Raw genomic sequence first — 17,500 nt, forward strand, 5'->3', positions numbered from 1 at the left:
TCGAACCTGGAGATAGCTGGTTCTCTCCGAAATAGCTTTAGGGCTAGCCTTGAATTTAGAGTCTTGGAGGTAGAGCACTGATTGGACTAGGGGCCCCCAACGGGTTACCGAATTCAGTCAAACTCCGAATGCCAAAGACTTATATTCAGGAGTCAGACTGCGAGTGATAAGATCCGTAGTCAAGAGGGAAACAGCCCAGACCACCAGCTAAGGTCCCAAAGTATACGTTAAGTGGAAAAGGATGTGGAGTTGCTTAGACAACCAGGATGTTGGCTTAGAAGCAGCCACCATTTAAAGAGTGCGTAATAGCTCACTGGTCGAGTGACTCTGCGCCGAAAATGTACCGGGGCTAAACGTATCACCGAAGCTGTGGACTGTTCTTTTAGAACAGTGGTAGGAGAGCGTTCTAAGGGCTGTGAAGCTAGACCGTAAGGACTAGTGGAGCGCTTAGAAGTGAGAATGCCGGTATGAGTAGCGAAAGAGGGGTGAGAATCCCCTCCACCGAATGCCTAAGGTTTCCTGAGGAAGGCTCGTCCGCTCAGGGTAAGTCGGGACCTAAGCCGAGGCCGAAAGGCGTAGGCGATGGACAACAGGTTGAAATTCCTGTACCACCTCCTCACCATTTGAGCAATGGGGGGACGCAGAAGGATAGGGTAAGCGCGCTGTTGGATATGCGCGTCCAAGCAGTTAGGCTGACAACGAGGCAAATCCCGTTGTCATATAAGGCTGAGCTGTGATGGCGAGGGAACTATAGTACCGAAGTTCCTGATTCCACACTGCCAAGAAAAGCCTCTAGCGAGGTGAGAGGTGCCCGTACCGCAAACCGACACAGGTAGGCGAGGAGAGAATCCTAAGGTGAGCGAGAGAACTCTCGTTAAGGAACTCGGCAAAATGACCCCGTAACTTCGGGAGAAGGGGTGCTTTTTAGGGTGAATAGCCCGGAAAAGCCGCAGTGAATAGGCCCAGGCGACTGTTTAGCAAAAACACAGGTCTCTGCGAAGCCGCAAGGCGAAGTATAGGGGCTGACGCCTGCCCGGTGCTGGAAGGTTAAGGGGAGAGGTTAGCGTAAGCGAAGCTTTGAACCGAAGCCCCAGTAAACGGCGGCCGTAACTATAACGGTCCTAAGGTAGCGAAATTCCTTGTCGGGTAAGTTCCGACCCGCACGAAAGGCGTAACGATCTGGGCACTGTCTCAACGAGAGACTCGGTGAAATTATAGTACCTGTGAAGATGCAGGTTACCCGCGACAGGACGGAAAGACCCCGTGGAGCTTTACTGTAGCCTGATATTGAATTTTGGTACAGCTTGTACAGGATAGGTAGGAGCCTGAGAAGCCGGAGCGCTAGCTTCGGTGGAGGCGTCGGTGGGATACTACCCTGGCTGTATTGAAATTCTAACCCACAGCCCTTATCGGGCTGGGAGACAGTGTCAGGTGGGCAGTTTGACTGGGGCGGTCGCCTCCTAAAATGTAACGGAGGCGCCCAAAGGTTCCCTCAGAATGGTTGGAAATCATTCGTAGAGTGTAAAGGCACAAGGGAGCTTGACTGCGAGACCTACAAGTCGAGCAGGGACGAAAGTCGGGCTTAGTGATCCGGTGGTTCCGCATGGAAGGGCCATCGCTCAACGGATAAAAGCTACCCCGGGGATAACAGGCTTATCTCCCCCAAGAGTCCACATCGACGGGGAGGTTTGGCACCTCGATGTCGGCTCATCGCATCCTGGGGCTGTAGTCGGTCCCAAGGGTTGGGCTGTTCGCCCATTAAAGCGGTACGCGAGCTGGGTTCAGAACGTCGTGAGACAGTTCGGTCCCTATCCGTCGTGGGCGTAGGAAATTTGAGAGGAGCTGTCCTTAGTACGAGAGGACCGGGATGGACGCACCGCTGGTGTACCAGTTGTCTTGCCAAAGGCATAGCTGGGTAGCTATGTGCGGAAGGGATAAGTGCTGAAAGCATCTAAGCATGAAGCCCCCCTCAAGATGAGATTTCCCATAGCGTAAGCTAGTAAGATCCCTGAAAGATGATCAGGTTGATAGGTCTGAGGTGGAAGCGCGGTGACGTGTGGAGCTGACAGATACTAATCGATCGAGGACTTAACCTAATAAAAGCGTTAAATGAAGTGAATTGAATTGTGTATCGTTATCTAGTTTTGAAGGAACATCCCTTCAATTTCATAAATTATCTGGTAATGATGGCGAAGAGGCCACACCCGTTCCCATGCCGAACACGGAAGTTAAGCTCTTCAGCGCCGATGGTAGTTGGGGGTTTCCCCCTGTGAGAGTAGGACGTTGCCAGGTAAAAGAGAAAAAGATCAGTAGAGATACTGGTCTTTTTTGTATATTCCTTCTAAACCGCAAGGTTTAATCATTTAAAAATGAAGACAAATTTAACCTACTAGCCTGAGGCTAAGGAGAAGCATATAGTATTTTAAAAGAGGTATAAGGACGTACACCACTTAATCAAAATAACACAGAGAGCTAGCAGAATACTAGCTCATATATGCAGAAATATAACAAATTAAGATGGGTTTATTTAAGATTATGTTCTAAGAAATTCAAGATAAAATATGGAATTTTTCGTTTTGCAATTTCCATGTATCGCAAAATGAAAGGATAATCATCGTTTGATGCACCTAAAAGGAGCTCATACCACCATTCCGTTTCATATCGTGAAATCATACTTAAATTATATAACAATAGATAATGAACAAGTAATTCTGGAATCTTTAGCAATACCTCTCGTGACGTTGGAAGGTAGAAATTTCCCTCCTCAAGATGATATGAAAATGGCATACAATTATAAGTTGCCATTGAGTTCACACTTTTAAGAAGAACAATGCCTTCAGTATTACTTTTATCAAACTCAAATAAATATCTTTCTTCAAGAAATTCTGCCAAACGTTTTGGTGACATATGAAACAGTTGTGCAACACTTTCAGTAATTAAAAATTGATCATGATCTTGATCAACTAGAACAGAAGTTTTTTGGGAATGATGGAATGAAAAAACCTCATTCATTTCAGCAATTTGCTTAAGCAGTAACTCCATTGAATACTTTTCTGCCTCTAAATGATTAATTTGAAATATTTTATTTGCCACATGTGAAAATAAACCATTTCTTTGAATTTTTATTTCATCTTCCAAGAAATGATATTGTTGTTTTTTTCGCTTTCTACTTGAAACACCATGAGCAAGCACTGATGACGTTGAAGGGTATTCTGGATCAATAATGATAAGACATGCTTTTATTAATTGTGATATACCATAAAACAGTAGCATTGGTTGAATGGCAGGTGGTGACTGATTAGCCTGTGTGAAAAAATTTTCACCATGTTTTAGAAAATAAACAAACCGTAAACAATTATCATATGAACGACTACTTGAATTTTCATACAAAAGTTTTTCATAAGTTTTTTCCAGTTTTTTTTGAACTGTTTCTGTTGAATGATAGGACAGTAAGCGTTCCCAAATCTGTGTATTCATTAGTTGTACACTCCAATTATAAAATTCTAAATATTTAAACTCTTTAATCCTTCCTTGACAGTCGGTATGACTGTTGATAATCTACTAATAATATTTTGCCGAAAAAAGGGGGATTTACTATGTGGGAACAAAAATTTTCTAAAGAAGGCCTTACGTTTGATGATGTATTATTAGTACCAGCTAAATCAGAGGTATTACCAAGGGATGTCGATTTAAGTGTAAAGCTAACACCTAGCTTAAAGCTTAATATTCCAATTATGAGTGCTGGTATGGACACTGTAACAGAGGCAGAGCTTGCTATTGCAATAGCAAGACAAGGTGGTTTAGGTGTTATTCATAAAAATATGTCAATTGAGCAGCAAGCAGAGCAGGTTGATAAAGTAAAAAGGTCTGAACGGGGAGTTATTACAGATCCATTTTATTTAACTCCAGAACATCAAGTGTTCGATGCTGAACATTTAATGGGTAAATATAGAATTTCTGGTGTTCCAATTGTAAACAACCCTGAAGAACAAAAGTTAGTTGGAATCATTACAAATCGTGATATGCGTTTTATCCAAGACTTCTCTATAAAAATCTACGATGTGATGACGAAGGAAAATCTTGTTACAGCAGATGTAGGGACAACATTAAAAGATGCAGAGAGTATTTTACAAAAGCACAAAATTGAAAAACTACCTCTTGTAGATAATGATGGTGTATTAAAGGGGTTAATTACCATAAAGGATATTGAAAAGGTAATTGAGTTCCCGCATTCAGCTAAAGATGAACATGGTCGTTTAATAGTTGCAGCGGCTGTAGGGGTAACTGCAGATACAATGACGCGTGTAAAAAAGTTAGTAGAAAAAAGTGTAGATGCAATTGTTGTTGATACTGCACATGGTCATTCAAAAGGGGTTTTAGAGACAGTAAAAGCAATACGTGATGAATACCCTACTTTGAATATTATTGCAGGTAATATTGCCACTGCTGAGGCTACAAAGGCATTAATTGAAGCAGGTGCTAATGTTGTAAAAGTTGGAATTGGGCCTGGTTCAATTTGTACAACACGTGTTGTAGCTGGTGTAGGTGTTCCTCAAATTACAGCTGTATATGACTGTGCTACTGAAGCAAGAAAACACGGGGTATCCATTATTGCTGATGGTGGAATCAAATATTCCGGAGATATGGTAAAGGCTCTTGCAGCAGGTGGTCATGCTGTTATGTTAGGTAGTCTTCTTGCAGGTACTTCTGAAAGTCCTGGAGAAACGGAGATTTTCCAAGGAAGACGTTTTAAAGTATATCGAGGAATGGGTTCAGTTGCTGCAATGGAAAAGGGAAGTAAAGATCGTTATTTCCAAGAAGACAACAAGAAGTTTGTTCCTGAAGGAATTGAAGGAAGAACTCCGTATAAAGGACCGTTATCAGAGACAATTTATCAGCTTGTAGGTGGTATTCGATCTGGTATGGGATACTGTGGTACAAAAGACCTTCAAGAACTTAGAGAAAACACACAGTTTGTACGTATGACAGGAGCGGGTTTAAAGGAAAGTCATCCACATGATGTACAAATTACAAAAGAAGCACCAAACTATTCACTATAATTTTCCATGCATGACAAATAGTTCGTTAAATATGACAGAACTATAACATTTGGCAGAGTCTTGTACTCTGTCTATTTTTTTTGGACTTTATATGATAAAATCAATCTTGTTGTTTGGTATGGGTTAGGAAGAACTTGTTTTGATTTTCCAAATTATAACATAACGAAAATAAACTGATGTTTAAATATAGATAAAAAATTAATCTGGAGGTATAACATTGAGCAACTTAAGATTTAAACAGTTGATCGCGATTCTATTTGCGTTCACATTTGTCATTTCAGCTTTTGCCCCATATTCTATTGTAAGTGCTGCAGAGGAGCCGATTTCGGTTAATGCAGGCTCAGCAATCATTATTGAGGAAACGACTGGTACAATCCTCTATGGGAAAAATATTGATGAAAAACTACCAGTAGCGAGTATGGCTAAGGTTATGACGGAATATCTAGTATTAGAAGCGATTGAGGATAAAAAAATTAAATGGGATCAGAAGTATACGCCTAGTGAATATGTATATAAAATTTCCCAAAATACTAGCCTTTCTAATGTTCCTTTAAGACAGGATGGTTCTTATTCAGTACAAGAATTATACGAAGCGATGGCAATTTATTCAGCTAATGGTGCAGCAATTGCATTAGCTGAAATTATAGCAGGTTCGGAATCAGCTTTTGTAAAAACGATGAATGAAAAAGCGAAAGAACTTGGTCTAACAAACTATGAATTTGTTAATGCAACAGGTTTGGAAAATGAAGATCTTCAAGGGATGCATCCTGAGGGAACAAGTGCAGATGCAGAAAACCAATTATCTGCTCGTGATATGGCATTACTCTCTCAAAAATTAATTCAAGATTTCCCAAAAGTTTTAGAGACGGCAAGCACTCCTAAGAAGGTATTTAGAGAAGGTACAGATGATAGAACAAACATGCCAAACTGGAACTGGATGCTTCCAGGATTAGTTTATGAGTATGAGGGTGTGGATGGTTTAAAGACAGGTTCTACAAATAATGCTGGTTCATGTTTTACTGCAACTGCTGTTAGAAATGGTATGAGAGTAATATCTGTCGTAATGAATGCTGAGGGTAAATCATTACATGAATCTAGATTTGTTGAAACGAAAAAAATGCTGAATTATGCCTTCAATAATTTTTCAGTTAAAGAGGTATTCCCAGCTAATTATCAAATTAAAAATCAATCTTCAATACCTGTTGTAAAAGGTAAAGAAGATAATGTATCTATTCAGACAAAAGATGCGTTGACTCTTGTAGTAAAAAACGGTGAGGAAAAAGCTTACAAGCCAGCTTTTAAAATTGATGAAAGTCAGCTAACAAAAAAAGGTGAGTTAACTGCTCCTGTTAAGAAAGATCAAAAGGTTGGAACTATGGTAGTTAATTATGACGGAACAGGTAGTGCATTAGGCTTTATAGAAAAAAATAAAACGCCTCAAGTAGATCTTATTACGAAAGAAGCTGTTGATAAAGCAAACTGGTTTGTATTATCAATGAGAGGAATTGGAGGTTTCTTTAGCGGTCTATGGGGAACTGTAACAGATACAGTAAAAGGTTGGTTTTAGTGAAAGGGCTCCTATTATAGGGGGCTTTTTTTTATCTATTCTACTTAAAACTCTACTTTCCTTATAGAGGAAATTACTAATGACATTAATAATTTGCGCTAAGATGGAAATCATATGGAGGTAAAATACTAGAATAGTGTATGATTTACGAATAGTTTTACTAATTGCATTTATTTTGATAGGATTTTTTTGAAAGTTAGGATAAAATATAGCTTAGATGATTTTTAAACACTCTATTACAAATCCTACAATAGGAAATTACATAAGGGGGACAAAACATAATGAGTAATACAACAGGTACTGATCGCGTTAAACGCGGAATGGCGGAAATGCAAAAAGGTGGCGTCATTATGGACGTTATCAATGCAGAGCAGGCTAAAATTGCTGAGGAGGCTGGTGCGGTAGCAGTAATGGCCCTTGAGCGTGTTCCTGCTGATATCCGTGCAGCTGGTGGCGTAGCAAGAATGGCAGACCCAACTATTGTTGAGGAAGTTATGAACGCTGTTTCAATTCCAGTTATGGCAAAAGCACGTATTGGCCATATCGTTGAAGCTCGTATTCTTGAAGCAATGGGTGTAGACTACATAGATGAAAGTGAAGTATTAACACCTGCAGATGAAGAATACCACCTTTTAAAAAGTGATTTCACAGTACCATTCGTTTGTGGCTGCCGTGATTTAGGAGAAGCTACTCGCCGTATCGCTGAGGGTGCTTCTATGCTACGTACGAAAGGTGAGCCAGGTACAGGGAATATTGTTGAAGCAGTACGTCATATGCGTAAAGTAAATGCTCAAATTCGTAAAGTAGCTGCGATGAGTGAAGATGAATTAATGACTGAAGCAAAGAATCTTGGTGCACCATTTGAGCTGCTTCTTCAAATCAAAAGAGAAGGTAAATTACCAGTCGTTAACTTTGCAGCTGGTGGTGTTGCAACTCCAGCAGATGCTGCATTAATGATGCAACTAGGAGCAGATGGAGTATTTGTTGGTTCTGGTATCTTCAAATCTGAAAATCCTGCTAAATTTGCTCGCTCAATCGTAGAAGCAACTACACATTATCAAGACTATGAACTAATTGCAAAACTTTCAAAAGGACTTGGATCTGCAATGCAAGGAATTGAAATTTCAAGCCTTTTACCTGAGCAAAGAATGCAAGAGCGTGGTTGGTAATAAAAAGGAGTTTATACAATGCTAAAAATTGGTGTTTTAGGTTTACAAGGTGCTGTAAGAGAACATATTCGATCAATTGAAGCATGTGGTGCTGAAGGAATCATCGTTAAAACACATAACCAGCTTGATGAAGTAGATGGATTAATTATTCCTGGCGGAGAAAGTACGACAATGCGTCGTTTAATTGATAAATATGACTTTATGGAGCCATTAAAGAATTTTGCTGCTACTGGGAAGCCTATGTTTGGTACTTGTGCAGGTTTAATCCTTCTTGCTAAAAACCTTGTAGGCTATAGTGAATCACATTTAGGACTTCTAGATGTAACGGTTGAACGGAATTCATTTGGTCGCCAAAAGGATAGCTTTGAAGCTGAATTGATGATCACGGGTGTTGGTGAAGATTTTGTAGGAGTATTTATTCGTGCGCCACACATTGTTGAGGTTGGAGAAGATGTCGAAATTCTATCGAAACATAATGGTCGAATTGTTGCGGCTCGTCAAGGTCAATTCCTTGGATGTTCATTCCACCCAGAGTTAACAGACGATCATCGCATGACACAATTATTTGTAAATATGGTAAAAGAATCAAAGTAATTGTATAAAAAGCTTGCAGGTGCTGTAAACTTATAGTAAATTATGATTACTTAATTTTATATGTAAACGTGTTGATAGGAACTAGTAGCATGATATTCTATCTGTAGAGAGCCGATGGTTGGTGGAAATCGGTGTTAGATGCATGTGAATCCATCCTTGAATGAATTGCTGAACTAACTAAGTGCTATAGTAGGCTATTCCGGCTGTGACCGTTATTCATTAAGTGGAAAATACACATGTTGTATTTTTAACTAGGGTGGCAACGCGGGTAACTCTCGTCCCTTTTTGGGATGGGAGTTTTTTGTTGTTTAAAAATAGCAGTGAAGGAGAATGGATAATGCTTGATATTAAATTCTTAAGATTGAACTTTGAAGAAGTAAAAGAGAAATTATCTAAACGTGGCGAGGATTTAACAGACTTTGGTAAATTTGAGGAACTAGATAAAAAAAGAAGAGAACTAATTGCTTCTGCTGAAGAATTAAAAAGTAAACGTAATGATGTTTCTTCTCAAATTGCTCAATTAAAGCGAGAAAAACAAGATGCAGAACATTTAATTAAAGGGATGAAAGAAGTAGGAGAAGACATTAAGGTTCTAGATGATCAATTACGTGAGGTTGAAATGGAATTAGAGAGCCTACTTTTATCTATCCCAAACATTCCACATGAAAGTGTTCCTATTGGTGATACAGAGGATGATAATATCGAGGTTCGTAAATGGGGTGAGCTTCCACAGTTTGGTTTTGAACCAAAGCCACATTGGGAAGTAGCTGATGAACTACAAATTTTGGATTTTGAAAGAGCAGGGAAGGTCACTGGTAGTCGCTTTGTATTTTATCGCGGTTTAGGAGCTAGATTAGAAAGAGCACTCTATAACTTTATGCTTGATTTACATGTTGACGAACATGGGTATACTGAAATTTTGCCACCATTCATCGTTAACCGTGATAGCATGACTGGTACCGGGCAATTACCTAAGTTTGAAGAGGATGCATTCAAAATCGTTGGAGAAGATTACTTCTTGATTCCTACAGCTGAAGTGCCAGTAACGAATTTGCATCGTGAGGAAATCTTAACGGCTGAACAGCTTCCGATTAGCTATGCAGCTTTTAGTGCAAACTTCCGTTCAGAAGCAGGATCTGCAGGGAGAGATACGAGAGGGTTAATTCGTCAGCATCAATTTAATAAAGTTGAACTTGTTCGCTTTGTTAAGCCAGAGGATTCTTATGAAGAGCTTGAGAAATTAACAGGACACGCAGAAAAAGTTCTCCAGCTATTAAAATTGCCTTACAGAGTATTAAGCATGTGTACTGCGGATCTAGGTTTTACAGCAGCGAAGAAATATGATCTCGAAGTATGGATTCCAAGCTATGGCACGTACCGTGAGATATCTTCTTGTAGTAACTTTGAAGCATTCCAAGCACGTCGAGCAAACATTCGGTTCAGACGTGATCCAAAGGCAAAAGTGGAGCATGTGCATACACTAAATGGATCAGGATTAGCAATTGGAAGAACTGTAGCTGCTATCTTAGAAAACTATCAACAGGAAGATGGATCAGTTATAATTCCGGAAGTATTAAGACCATATATGGGGAATAAGGAACGTATTAGTTTATAATTAATATAATGAGTACTAGGAGAAGTTTGGATCAATATTTTCCAAACTTCTCTAGCTCTATGTATAGAGTTTTAAATAGAAGAGTAGACTATAGTTTATATTCATGGAATTTTTTAAAAAAGTTTTTATGAATTGTTGACAAGTATATCGATAATATGTTAAATTAATTCTTGTCCGATACGGAGGAATACCCAAGTCCGGCTGAAGGGATCGGTCTTGAAAACCGACAGGGGTGTCAAAACCCGCGGGGGTTCGAATCCCCCTTCCTCCTCCAGAATTTAAAATATAATCCTATATTAGCGCATAAAATATAGGAGATTGATAAAACCGTTACAACTATTGTAGCGGTTTTTTTTGTCTGGAAAATTATAAAATCCTGTACTGATGGGTCATGCAAGGAGTTTACTCTAGTTATTCCGTCGTTAAACGAACGTTTACGCCGGATAGGCTCACCGGGCGACCCGAGGAAAGCAATCATCTCACGCTGCAATCAAAAACTAGCATTACATGGTAAATAACAACAAAGTTAGCGAGTCTGCATAAAAGAAAGAGGCTGTCCCATCCTTCTGCCAATTAAGTTCAGAAGGAGGAACAAGCCTATTATTTTTTTAGTAATTTTGATTGCTCTATGAAGTAACCAATTCGTTCAATAATTGGTTCTATTGTTTGTTCATCCGTCATAATATCATAGTCATTTATATTTAGCCGTAATACAGGACATGAGTTAAAGTTATTAATCCAATTTTCATAGCGGTGATGCATTTCCTCCCAATATTCAACAGGTGTTTGCTGTTCCATAGGGCGTCCGCGTAATTTAATTCTTGATAGGATATCATCTAAGCTTCCCTCAAGATAAATAAGCAGATCTGGATGAGGGAAATAAGGTGTCATTACCATAGCATCAAAAAGATTTGTATATGTTTCATAGTCTACTTCAGACATGGTGCCTTTTTCATAGTGCATTTTGGCAAAGATCCCTGTATCTTCGTATATCGAACGATCTTGAATAAAACCCCCGCCATATTCAAATATTTTTTTCTGCTCTTTAAATCGTTCTGCAAGGAAATAGATTTGCAAATGAAAACTCCAGCGTTCAAAATCCGCATAAAATTTATCTAAATAGGGATTTGAGTCAACCTTTTCAAAGGATGTTTTAAAATCTAGAGCTCTTGCTAGAGCATTTGTCATCGTTGATTTTCCTACTCCAACAGTCCCAGCAATTGTAATAACTGAGTTATGAGGAATATTATATTTATCGCGTAAATTCATTTGTGATAGCTCCTTTTTGCAAAAACTGATCCAATGTTTTAAATATATATGATAAGTCACCTTTATTTTGTACAAAGTCTAAGGTGTCGCCATTAAATCTTACTACAGGAACAGAGGGGTTTTCCTTTTCCCACTGAGTCATTGCTATTTCGTAGTCTTCTGAAAGCTGTTGAAGATAATTAGGGTCTATATTACGTTCAATCTCTCGTCCTCTATTTGCAATGCGAGAAAGTAAAGTTTCAAGACTTGCATTTAAATAAACAATCAAATTAGGTGTTGGCATATCAACAGTTAAGATGTTGTATATCTTTAAATACTTATCATACTGCTCGTTTTTTAATGTGCGCTTTGCAAATATAAGATTTTTATAAATATGATAATCTGCTACAACAGATTTATTCAATTGCAGATAATGTTTATTAATATCCTCTAGTTGCTTATAGCGATTGCAAAGAAAAAACATTTCAGTTTGGAAGCTCCATTCGTCAATGTTTGTATAAAACTTTCCAAGGAAAGGATTTTCATCAACAATTTCTTTTAATAAATGAAATTGATAATAGTCGGCAATTGCCTTTGATAATGAAGTTTTCCCGACACCAATCGGGCCCTCAACAGTGATAAAGGGTATATTCATAATGGGTCCTCCTTTAAAACGAACCACTAATACTTTAAAAATCGACAAAGTTCATTTTACCACAGCAATTCTTTTTTGGAGTAAACTTTTGAGAGAATGTCTGCATTTCCAGTATTTATATAAAAGTGATTTGTTCTAATTTGAAGAATGAGGAAGTAAATAAAAATGAGGATGACCATTTTAAGTCATCCTCGTTTTTATCCTCTTATTTTTTCTCAACTTCAAAGTTATCAGTTATTAACAGCCAGTTTTGTGGAAAAGCTAGACCTAGCTTCCAGTAACTGATTCCTCGTAAATTAAGTTCCTTAATTAAATCAAACTTTGCTTGAATAGATCTTGCGTCTTCAAACCAGACCTTATGTTCTTTGCTGTTATCATCTATGTAATTAAAGTGTGGAGCTTGAGCTTCATAATCATATTCAATTTGTTCATTATATTTACTAGCTAGTTGAATGGCCTGTTGGGGGCTAACTGCTTTCGCATATTGTCCGCCCTGGACAAATGGTAGAGTCCAGTCATAGCCATATAGGTTTTGACCCATCATAATTTTGCTACTAGGCATTTCTGATATTGCATATTCTAGTACTTCTCTTACAGAATTAATCGGTGAAACTGGCATTGGAGGACCTCCACTATAGCCCCATTCATATGTCATTATTACAACAAAATCAACAATTTCTCCATGGGCTTTATAATCATGAGCTTCATACCAACGGCCTTTTTGTCCTGCACTTGTTTTGGGAGCTAATGCTGTAGAGAGGAGCCAGCCTTCTTGATTGAATCTATTTTTAGCTTTTCTTAAGAATTGATTATACGCTTCCCGATCCTCTGGTCTTAAGTACTCCATATCGAAATGGATATCTCGGAATCCGTATTTCTTCGCTGTTGTAACGATAGTATTTAAAAGTTTATTTTGAATGTCCATATTTGTTAAAACAATTCTTCCGAGTTCATCACTAAATTGATCATTTTCAAGATTTGTGATTGCCATCATTAATGTGACTTTGTTTTGTTTCGCTATTTGTGGGAAGTTATTTAATAAAGGTTCTTTTAATGTACCATCTCTTTGTATTTGAAAACTAAATGGACCTAGATATGTCAAGTATGGTGCAGCATCCCGGGCTGCTTGTTCTAAATTTGGAGTTACATTTGTACCTCTTGGTTCAATGTATGCATTTGTTTCAACTTTTCTTTCCTTTTTTTCAGGCAAATATAATCTTAATCCTATTGAAAGGGGTTGATCTATTGGGATATTATTTACTCTAGCTATCTCAATTGGAGAAAAGCCAAATGTTTGGCCAATTTTGTATAAACTATCACCTGGCTGCACCCAATAAAATCTTCCCCTTATTGGTATGACAATTGCTTGCCCGATGACTAAGTTATTTGGATTAGGTATTTCGTTTGTGCGAACAATTTCCTGTACAGATGAACTGTATGCTTGTGCTATACCATACAACGTTTGTCCTTGTTGGACAATATGTATTTGCATGTTCGACCTCCTTATCATACTTTTTTTACATCATATGACGTGAGGGTTCTGTACATGTTAATTTAATTTTACATTTTCACTATTTACAATTGAAGCCTTAAGTGTATTTTTCATCATTTTAAGAGCGAATTGATTATCTTCTTCGTCATTAGATGCAATACAATCAGAAGGAATTGTAATGTCATATCCTCTCATATATGCATCGTTTGCTGTAAATAGAACACAAATATTGCCCGCGATGCCCGTAATAATAAGCCTTTTTATATTTAAACTATAAAGTAGTGTGTTTAATGCTGTTCCATAAAATGCGGAATGTTTAGGTTTAATTAGGAAATATTCATCGTCTTCAGGATATATGGTATGAATAATCTTTTCGCTTAATGTATTTCTACACTTTTTGGCAATCCTTTGAAAATCTGCCTGCCAAAGTTCATAATGATCATTCACATAGATAATCGGACAACCATTACTTTTTAAATTCTTTTTTAGAGCTAAGATACGAAGAGAGATATCATTTGCTCGTTTTGCTAAAATAGGACCATGCTCAAATTGAAAATTATTTATCATATCAATGATAAGAAGTGCTTGCTTTGTTTGACCTTCCATATGTTTCTCCTTTTTAACAAAAGTAAGTTTGAATTTTTGTACAGGCGCTTGCGCTTTTGTTTTTAATTAACGACTTAATAAAAATTTTATAACGTGGACTGTGCTTTGACATCCAGCTCCAGCGCCTAGCCCCTCGAGGTCATAAGCTAATTTAGAATTGAAGGCAAGAGACGCCTTCTATTCTAAATCATCTTATGCTTGTCGGGGCTGATCAAGGCGCTTGCGCTTTTGTTCTTAGCTTGTAACAGAATAGTAAATTATATAAGGGGTATATGTATGTATAATGATAAGTATTTTATGAATTTAGCAATAGAGGAAGCAAAAAAGGCTCAAGATATTGGTGAGGTTCCAATTGGAGCAGTCATTGTTCTCGATGGGAAAGTTATATCTTCTGGTTTTAATTTGCGTGAAAGAGATCAACGTTCAATTGCTCATGCAGAGATTTTGGCGATTGATAAAGCCTGTAAGGTTTTAGGTACATGGAGATTAGAGGAGGCAATACTTTACGTAACATTAGAGCCTTGTCCAATGTGTGCTGGTGCAATAGTTCTTTCGAGGGTAAAACGTGTCGTATATGGAGCAGCAGATCCTAAGGGTGGATGTGCTGGAACATTGATGAATTTATTACAAGATCAAAGATTCAACCATCAGGTGGACATTACAAAGGGTGTCGAGGAAGAGGCCTGTGGTAGGTTGTTAAGTGAATTTTTTAAAGAGATAAGACAAAGAAAAAAGAAAAAATGAACAACTAGAAGAAATTTACAGTGTGTAGACGTTGCATTTTATCTCTGAAGGTTATATACTAATACATGCGTCGTACTTAATGGCGCAACTAAATATGGTATCAATTTTGCCGTGCTAAGCGGGGAGGTAGCGGTGCCCTGTACTCGCAATCCGCTCTAGCGAGGCCGAATCCCTTCTAGAGGTTAGTGTACTGTAGGGCTGCCTCAAGTAAGTGGTGTTGACGCCTGGGTCCTGCGCAATGGGAATCCACGAACCATGTCAGGTCCGGAAGGAAGCAGCATTAAGTGGAAGCTCCCATGTGCCGCAGGGTTGCCTGGGTCGAGCTAACTGCTTGAGTAACGCCTATGGTTGCTAATCGAAGGAAGGTGCACGGCAGTTAAATTTATTATAACGACTCACTCTTTTTAAGAGTGAGTTTTTGTATTATACGAACTTTTTATGAAAGTTGTTTTTAAATGCGGGTACACGCTTTGTAAAACGAAAGATGGTTGTTATAATAAAGTAGATGAAAATGAAGGGGGACGTTTTTGTGGGTTATCAAGCATTATATCGTGTTTTTCGACCGCAGCTGTTTCATGATGTGGTTGGACAAGAACATATCACTAAAACGTTACAAAATGCCCTTTTACATAATAAATTTTCACATGCATATTTATTCTCAGGTCCTCGAGGAACTGGTAAAACAAGTGCAGCGAAAATATTTGCTAAAGCAGTAAACTGTGAAAAGGCTCCAATAGCAGAACCCTGTAATGAATGTTCAGCTTGTAAAGGAATCACTAATGGATCAATTTCTGATGTGATTGAAATAGATGCTGCGTCTAATAATGGTGTTGATGAAATTAGAGATATACGCGATAAAGTTAAGTATGCACCATCATCTGTTCAATATAAAGTATATATTGTGGATGAGGTTCACATGTTATCTATTGGGGCTTTTAATGCCTTGTTAAAAACATTAGAAGAACCACCGAAGCATGTCATTTTTATTTTGGCCACAACAGAGCCGCACAAAATACCATTAACTATTATCTCTCGTTGTCAACGTTTCGATTTTCGAAGAATAACAGCTTCCGCAATCGTAGGGAGAATGAAAGAGATCGTACATAATCAACAAGTTGATGTCGAAGAAGCAGCTTTAGATGTTATTGCTAGAGCGGCAGATGGAGGGATGCGTGATGCGTTAAGCCTCCTTGATCAAGCGATTTCCTATAGTGACGAACAAGTAAGAGTAGAAGAAGCATTACTCATTACTGGGTCTGTTTCACAAGGAATCATAGGAAAGATAGCTGGAGCTATTCATCAAAAGGATGTTACAACTGCATTACAGGCACTTGATCAGTTGATGTATCAAGGGAAAGATCCAGCACGATTTATCGAAGACTTTATTTTCTATTACCGAGATATGCTCTTATATCAAACTGCACCAACATTAGAAGATGTCTTAGAGCGTGTAACAGTTGATGAACAATTCATTCAGCTAACAAAGGAAATACCTTCAAATGATATATATGAAACAATTGAGACTTTAAGTAAAAGTCAACAAGAGATGAAGTGGACGAATCATCCACGAATCTTTTTGGAGGTAGCAATTGTGAAGTTGTGTCAGCAAAGTGTGGCATCTTCACAATTCGAACAAGAGGAATACAATTCTTTATTAGAAAAGATAAATAGTTTGCAATCTGACTTGAACCGACTAAAGCAGCAGGGGATTTCAGCTCCACAACAGTCAGCGCCAAATGAGCCAAAACAAAGATCAATGAAAAGTGGCTACAAAACTCCTGAGGGTAGAATTCAGGAAATACTTAAAGTTGCGACAAGAAATGATTTAGAGGTTATCAAAAGTCGCTGGGGAGAACTACTAGAGTTACTTAAAAGACAAAATAAAGTATCTCATGCTGCTCTATTGAACGATAGTGAACCAGTCGCTGCATCTAAATCTGCATTCGTGCTGAAGTTTAAATTTGAAATTCACTGTAAAATGGTTGCAGAAAATAATAACAATGTTCGGACGAATCTAGAATTGATTCTGCAAGAAATTACGGGAAAAAATTTGGAAATGGTTGGCGTTCCCGAACAAGATTGGGTTAAAATAAGAGAAGACTTCCTTAGGGATCAAAAAGATGATAATGATACCCAGCAAGAGGGAGAAGAAGATCCTTTTATTGCTGAAGCAAGAAAACTGGTTGGTAATGAATTAATCGAAATAAAAGAATAAATATTGGAGGAATGAATCATGATGCGTGGCGGTGGAATGGGTAATATGCAAAAAATGATGAAACAAATGCAAAAAATGCAAAAAGATATGGCGAAAGCACAAGAAGAGCTTGCCGAAAAAACGGTTGAAGGTACAGCTGGTGGCGGAATGGTGACTGTTGTTGTAAATGGCCAAAAGGAGCTAGTTGAAGTAAATATTAAAGAAGATGTAGTTGATCCAGAAGATATTGAAATGCTACAAGACTTAGTGTTGGCTGCAACTAATGATGCTCTGAAGAAAATGGATGATTTAACAAACGATACGATGGGTCAATTTACAAAAGGAATGAACTTACCGGGTATGTTCTAGGAGGATTAATCATGCATTATCCTGAACCGATATCAAAGCTAATTGATAGCTTTATGAAATTGCCAGGAATCGGTCCAAAAACGGCCGTTCGACTGGCTTTTTTTGTCTTAAATATGAAAGAAGATGTTGTGTTAGATTTTGCTAAAGCACTAGTTAATGCCAAGAGAAATCTATCTTATTGTTCTGT

14 protein-coding genes, 1 tRNA gene, 2 rRNA genes, 1 other RNA gene and 1 other annotated feature (2 of these 19 running past the window's edge) are annotated in these 17,500 nt (G+C 38.2%); of the genes, 13 read left to right on the forward strand and 5 right to left on the reverse strand.

Annotated features, from left to right (window positions below; genetic code table 11):
• A 23S ribosomal RNA gene (locus HUW50_RS09250) occupies nucleotides 1–2,096 on the forward strand; it begins 835 nt to the left of the window's first position.
• 80 nt (nucleotides 2,097–2,176) lie between these two features.
• Nucleotides 2,177–2,292, forward strand: a 5S ribosomal RNA gene (rrf, locus tag HUW50_RS09255).
• 231 nt (nucleotides 2,293–2,523) lie between these two features.
• Here rrf and HUW50_RS09260 read toward each other — a convergent pair.
• Complete coding sequence (locus HUW50_RS09260; protein ID WP_066336118.1) at nucleotides 2,524–3,477, reverse strand: YaaC family protein; 954 nt, start codon at nucleotides 3,475–3,477, stop codon at nucleotides 2,524–2,526.
• 119 nt (nucleotides 3,478–3,596) lie between these two features.
• Here HUW50_RS09260 and guaB point away from each other — a divergent pair, with 119 nt between their 5' ends.
• The 6 genes from guaB (at nucleotide 3,597) to HUW50_RS09290 (ending at nucleotide 10,279) form a co-directional block, all read left to right on the forward strand.
• Complete coding sequence (gene guaB, locus HUW50_RS09265) at nucleotides 3,597–5,060, forward strand: IMP dehydrogenase (RefSeq protein ID WP_066336121.1); 1,464 nt, start codon at nucleotides 3,597–3,599, stop codon at nucleotides 5,058–5,060.
• Nucleotides 5,061–5,277: 217 nt separating this feature from the next.
• Nucleotides 5,278–6,627, forward strand: coding sequence for a D-alanyl-D-alanine carboxypeptidase family protein (locus HUW50_RS09270; RefSeq protein ID WP_066336124.1), 1,350 nt, complete (start codon nucleotides 5,278–5,280; stop codon nucleotides 6,625–6,627).
• A gap of 281 nt (nucleotides 6,628–6,908) precedes the next feature.
• Nucleotides 6,909–7,796 carry a pyridoxal 5'-phosphate synthase lyase subunit PdxS gene (gene pdxS / locus HUW50_RS09275; RefSeq protein ID WP_066336127.1) on the forward strand — a complete coding sequence of 296 codons (888 nt, stop codon included), beginning with the start codon at nucleotides 6,909–6,911 and terminating at the stop codon, nucleotides 7,794–7,796.
• An 18-nt stretch (nucleotides 7,797–7,814) separates the two neighbouring features.
• On the forward strand, nucleotides 7,815–8,390 hold the full coding sequence (pdxT, locus tag HUW50_RS09280; protein WP_066336129.1) for a pyridoxal 5'-phosphate synthase glutaminase subunit PdxT: 576 nt from the start codon (nucleotides 7,815–7,817) through the stop codon (nucleotides 8,388–8,390).
• A gap of 62 nt (nucleotides 8,391–8,452) precedes the next feature.
• Nucleotides 8,453–8,676: a binding site (T-box leader), on the forward strand.
• A 51-nt stretch (nucleotides 8,677–8,727) separates the two neighbouring features.
• Nucleotides 8,728–10,005: a serine--tRNA ligase gene (serS, locus tag HUW50_RS09285; RefSeq protein WP_066336131.1), complete on the forward strand. Its 1,278-nt coding sequence runs from the start codon at nucleotides 8,728–8,730 to the stop codon at nucleotides 10,003–10,005.
• A 181-nt stretch (nucleotides 10,006–10,186) separates the two neighbouring features.
• A tRNA-Ser gene (locus tag HUW50_RS09290) sits at nucleotides 10,187–10,279 on the forward strand.
• A 326-nt stretch (nucleotides 10,280–10,605) separates the two neighbouring features.
• Here HUW50_RS09290 and HUW50_RS09295 read toward each other — a convergent pair.
• The 4 genes from HUW50_RS09295 to HUW50_RS09310 form a co-directional block, all read right to left on the reverse strand.
• Nucleotides 10,606–11,274, reverse strand: coding sequence for a deoxynucleoside kinase (locus HUW50_RS09295; RefSeq protein ID WP_066336134.1), 669 nt, complete (start codon nucleotides 11,272–11,274; stop codon nucleotides 10,606–10,608).
• Nucleotides 11,258–11,908 (reverse strand): deoxynucleoside kinase, encoded by a 651-nt coding sequence (locus tag HUW50_RS09300; protein ID WP_066336137.1) that lies wholly within the window; start codon nucleotides 11,906–11,908, stop codon nucleotides 11,258–11,260. Before HUW50_RS09300 ends, HUW50_RS09295 begins: the two co-directional genes overlap by 17 nt.
• A gap of 205 nt (nucleotides 11,909–12,113) precedes the next feature.
• A complete protein-coding gene (locus tag HUW50_RS09305; protein WP_066336141.1) occupies nucleotides 12,114–13,400 on the reverse strand; it encodes a glycoside hydrolase family 18 protein in 1,287 nt (428 codons plus the stop codon).
• Nucleotides 13,401–13,457: 57 nt separating this feature from the next.
• Complete coding sequence (locus tag HUW50_RS09310; protein WP_066336146.1) at nucleotides 13,458–14,006, reverse strand: cysteine hydrolase family protein; 549 nt, start codon at nucleotides 14,004–14,006, stop codon at nucleotides 13,458–13,460.
• A gap of 276 nt (nucleotides 14,007–14,282) precedes the next feature.
• Between HUW50_RS09310 and tadA the strand changes: the two genes are divergently transcribed.
• From tadA to recR, 5 genes are all read left to right on the forward strand, one after another.
• Complete coding sequence (gene tadA, locus HUW50_RS09315) at nucleotides 14,283–14,750, forward strand: tRNA adenosine(34) deaminase TadA (protein ID WP_066336150.1); 468 nt, start codon at nucleotides 14,283–14,285, stop codon at nucleotides 14,748–14,750.
• Between the two features lie 109 nt (nucleotides 14,751–14,859).
• Nucleotides 14,860–15,123: signal recognition particle sRNA large type (gene ffs, locus HUW50_RS09320), an RNA gene on the forward strand.
• A gap of 156 nt (nucleotides 15,124–15,279) precedes the next feature.
• The gene (gene dnaX, locus HUW50_RS09325) at nucleotides 15,280–16,965 is read left to right on the forward strand and encodes a DNA polymerase III subunit gamma/tau (RefSeq protein WP_066336154.1); all 1,686 of its coding nucleotides are present in this window, start codon (nucleotides 15,280–15,282) and stop codon (nucleotides 16,963–16,965) included.
• A 21-nt stretch (nucleotides 16,966–16,986) separates the two neighbouring features.
• Nucleotides 16,987–17,313: a YbaB/EbfC family nucleoid-associated protein gene (locus HUW50_RS09330; protein WP_066336171.1), complete on the forward strand. Its 327-nt coding sequence runs from the start codon at nucleotides 16,987–16,989 to the stop codon at nucleotides 17,311–17,313.
• 11 nt (nucleotides 17,314–17,324) lie between these two features.
• Nucleotides 17,325–17,500, forward strand: the start of a protein-coding gene (gene recR, locus HUW50_RS09335; protein WP_066336158.1) for a recombination mediator RecR. Its footprint extends 421 nt past the window's final position; the window shows 176 of its 597 coding nt (coding positions 1–176); the start codon lies at nucleotides 17,325–17,327; its stop codon lies off the right edge, out of view.

The sequence above is a fragment of the Metabacillus sp. KUDC1714 genome, from assembly GCF_014217835.1.
Taxonomy (GTDB): Bacteria; Bacillota; Bacilli; order Bacillales; family Bacillaceae; genus Metabacillus; species Metabacillus rhizosphaerae.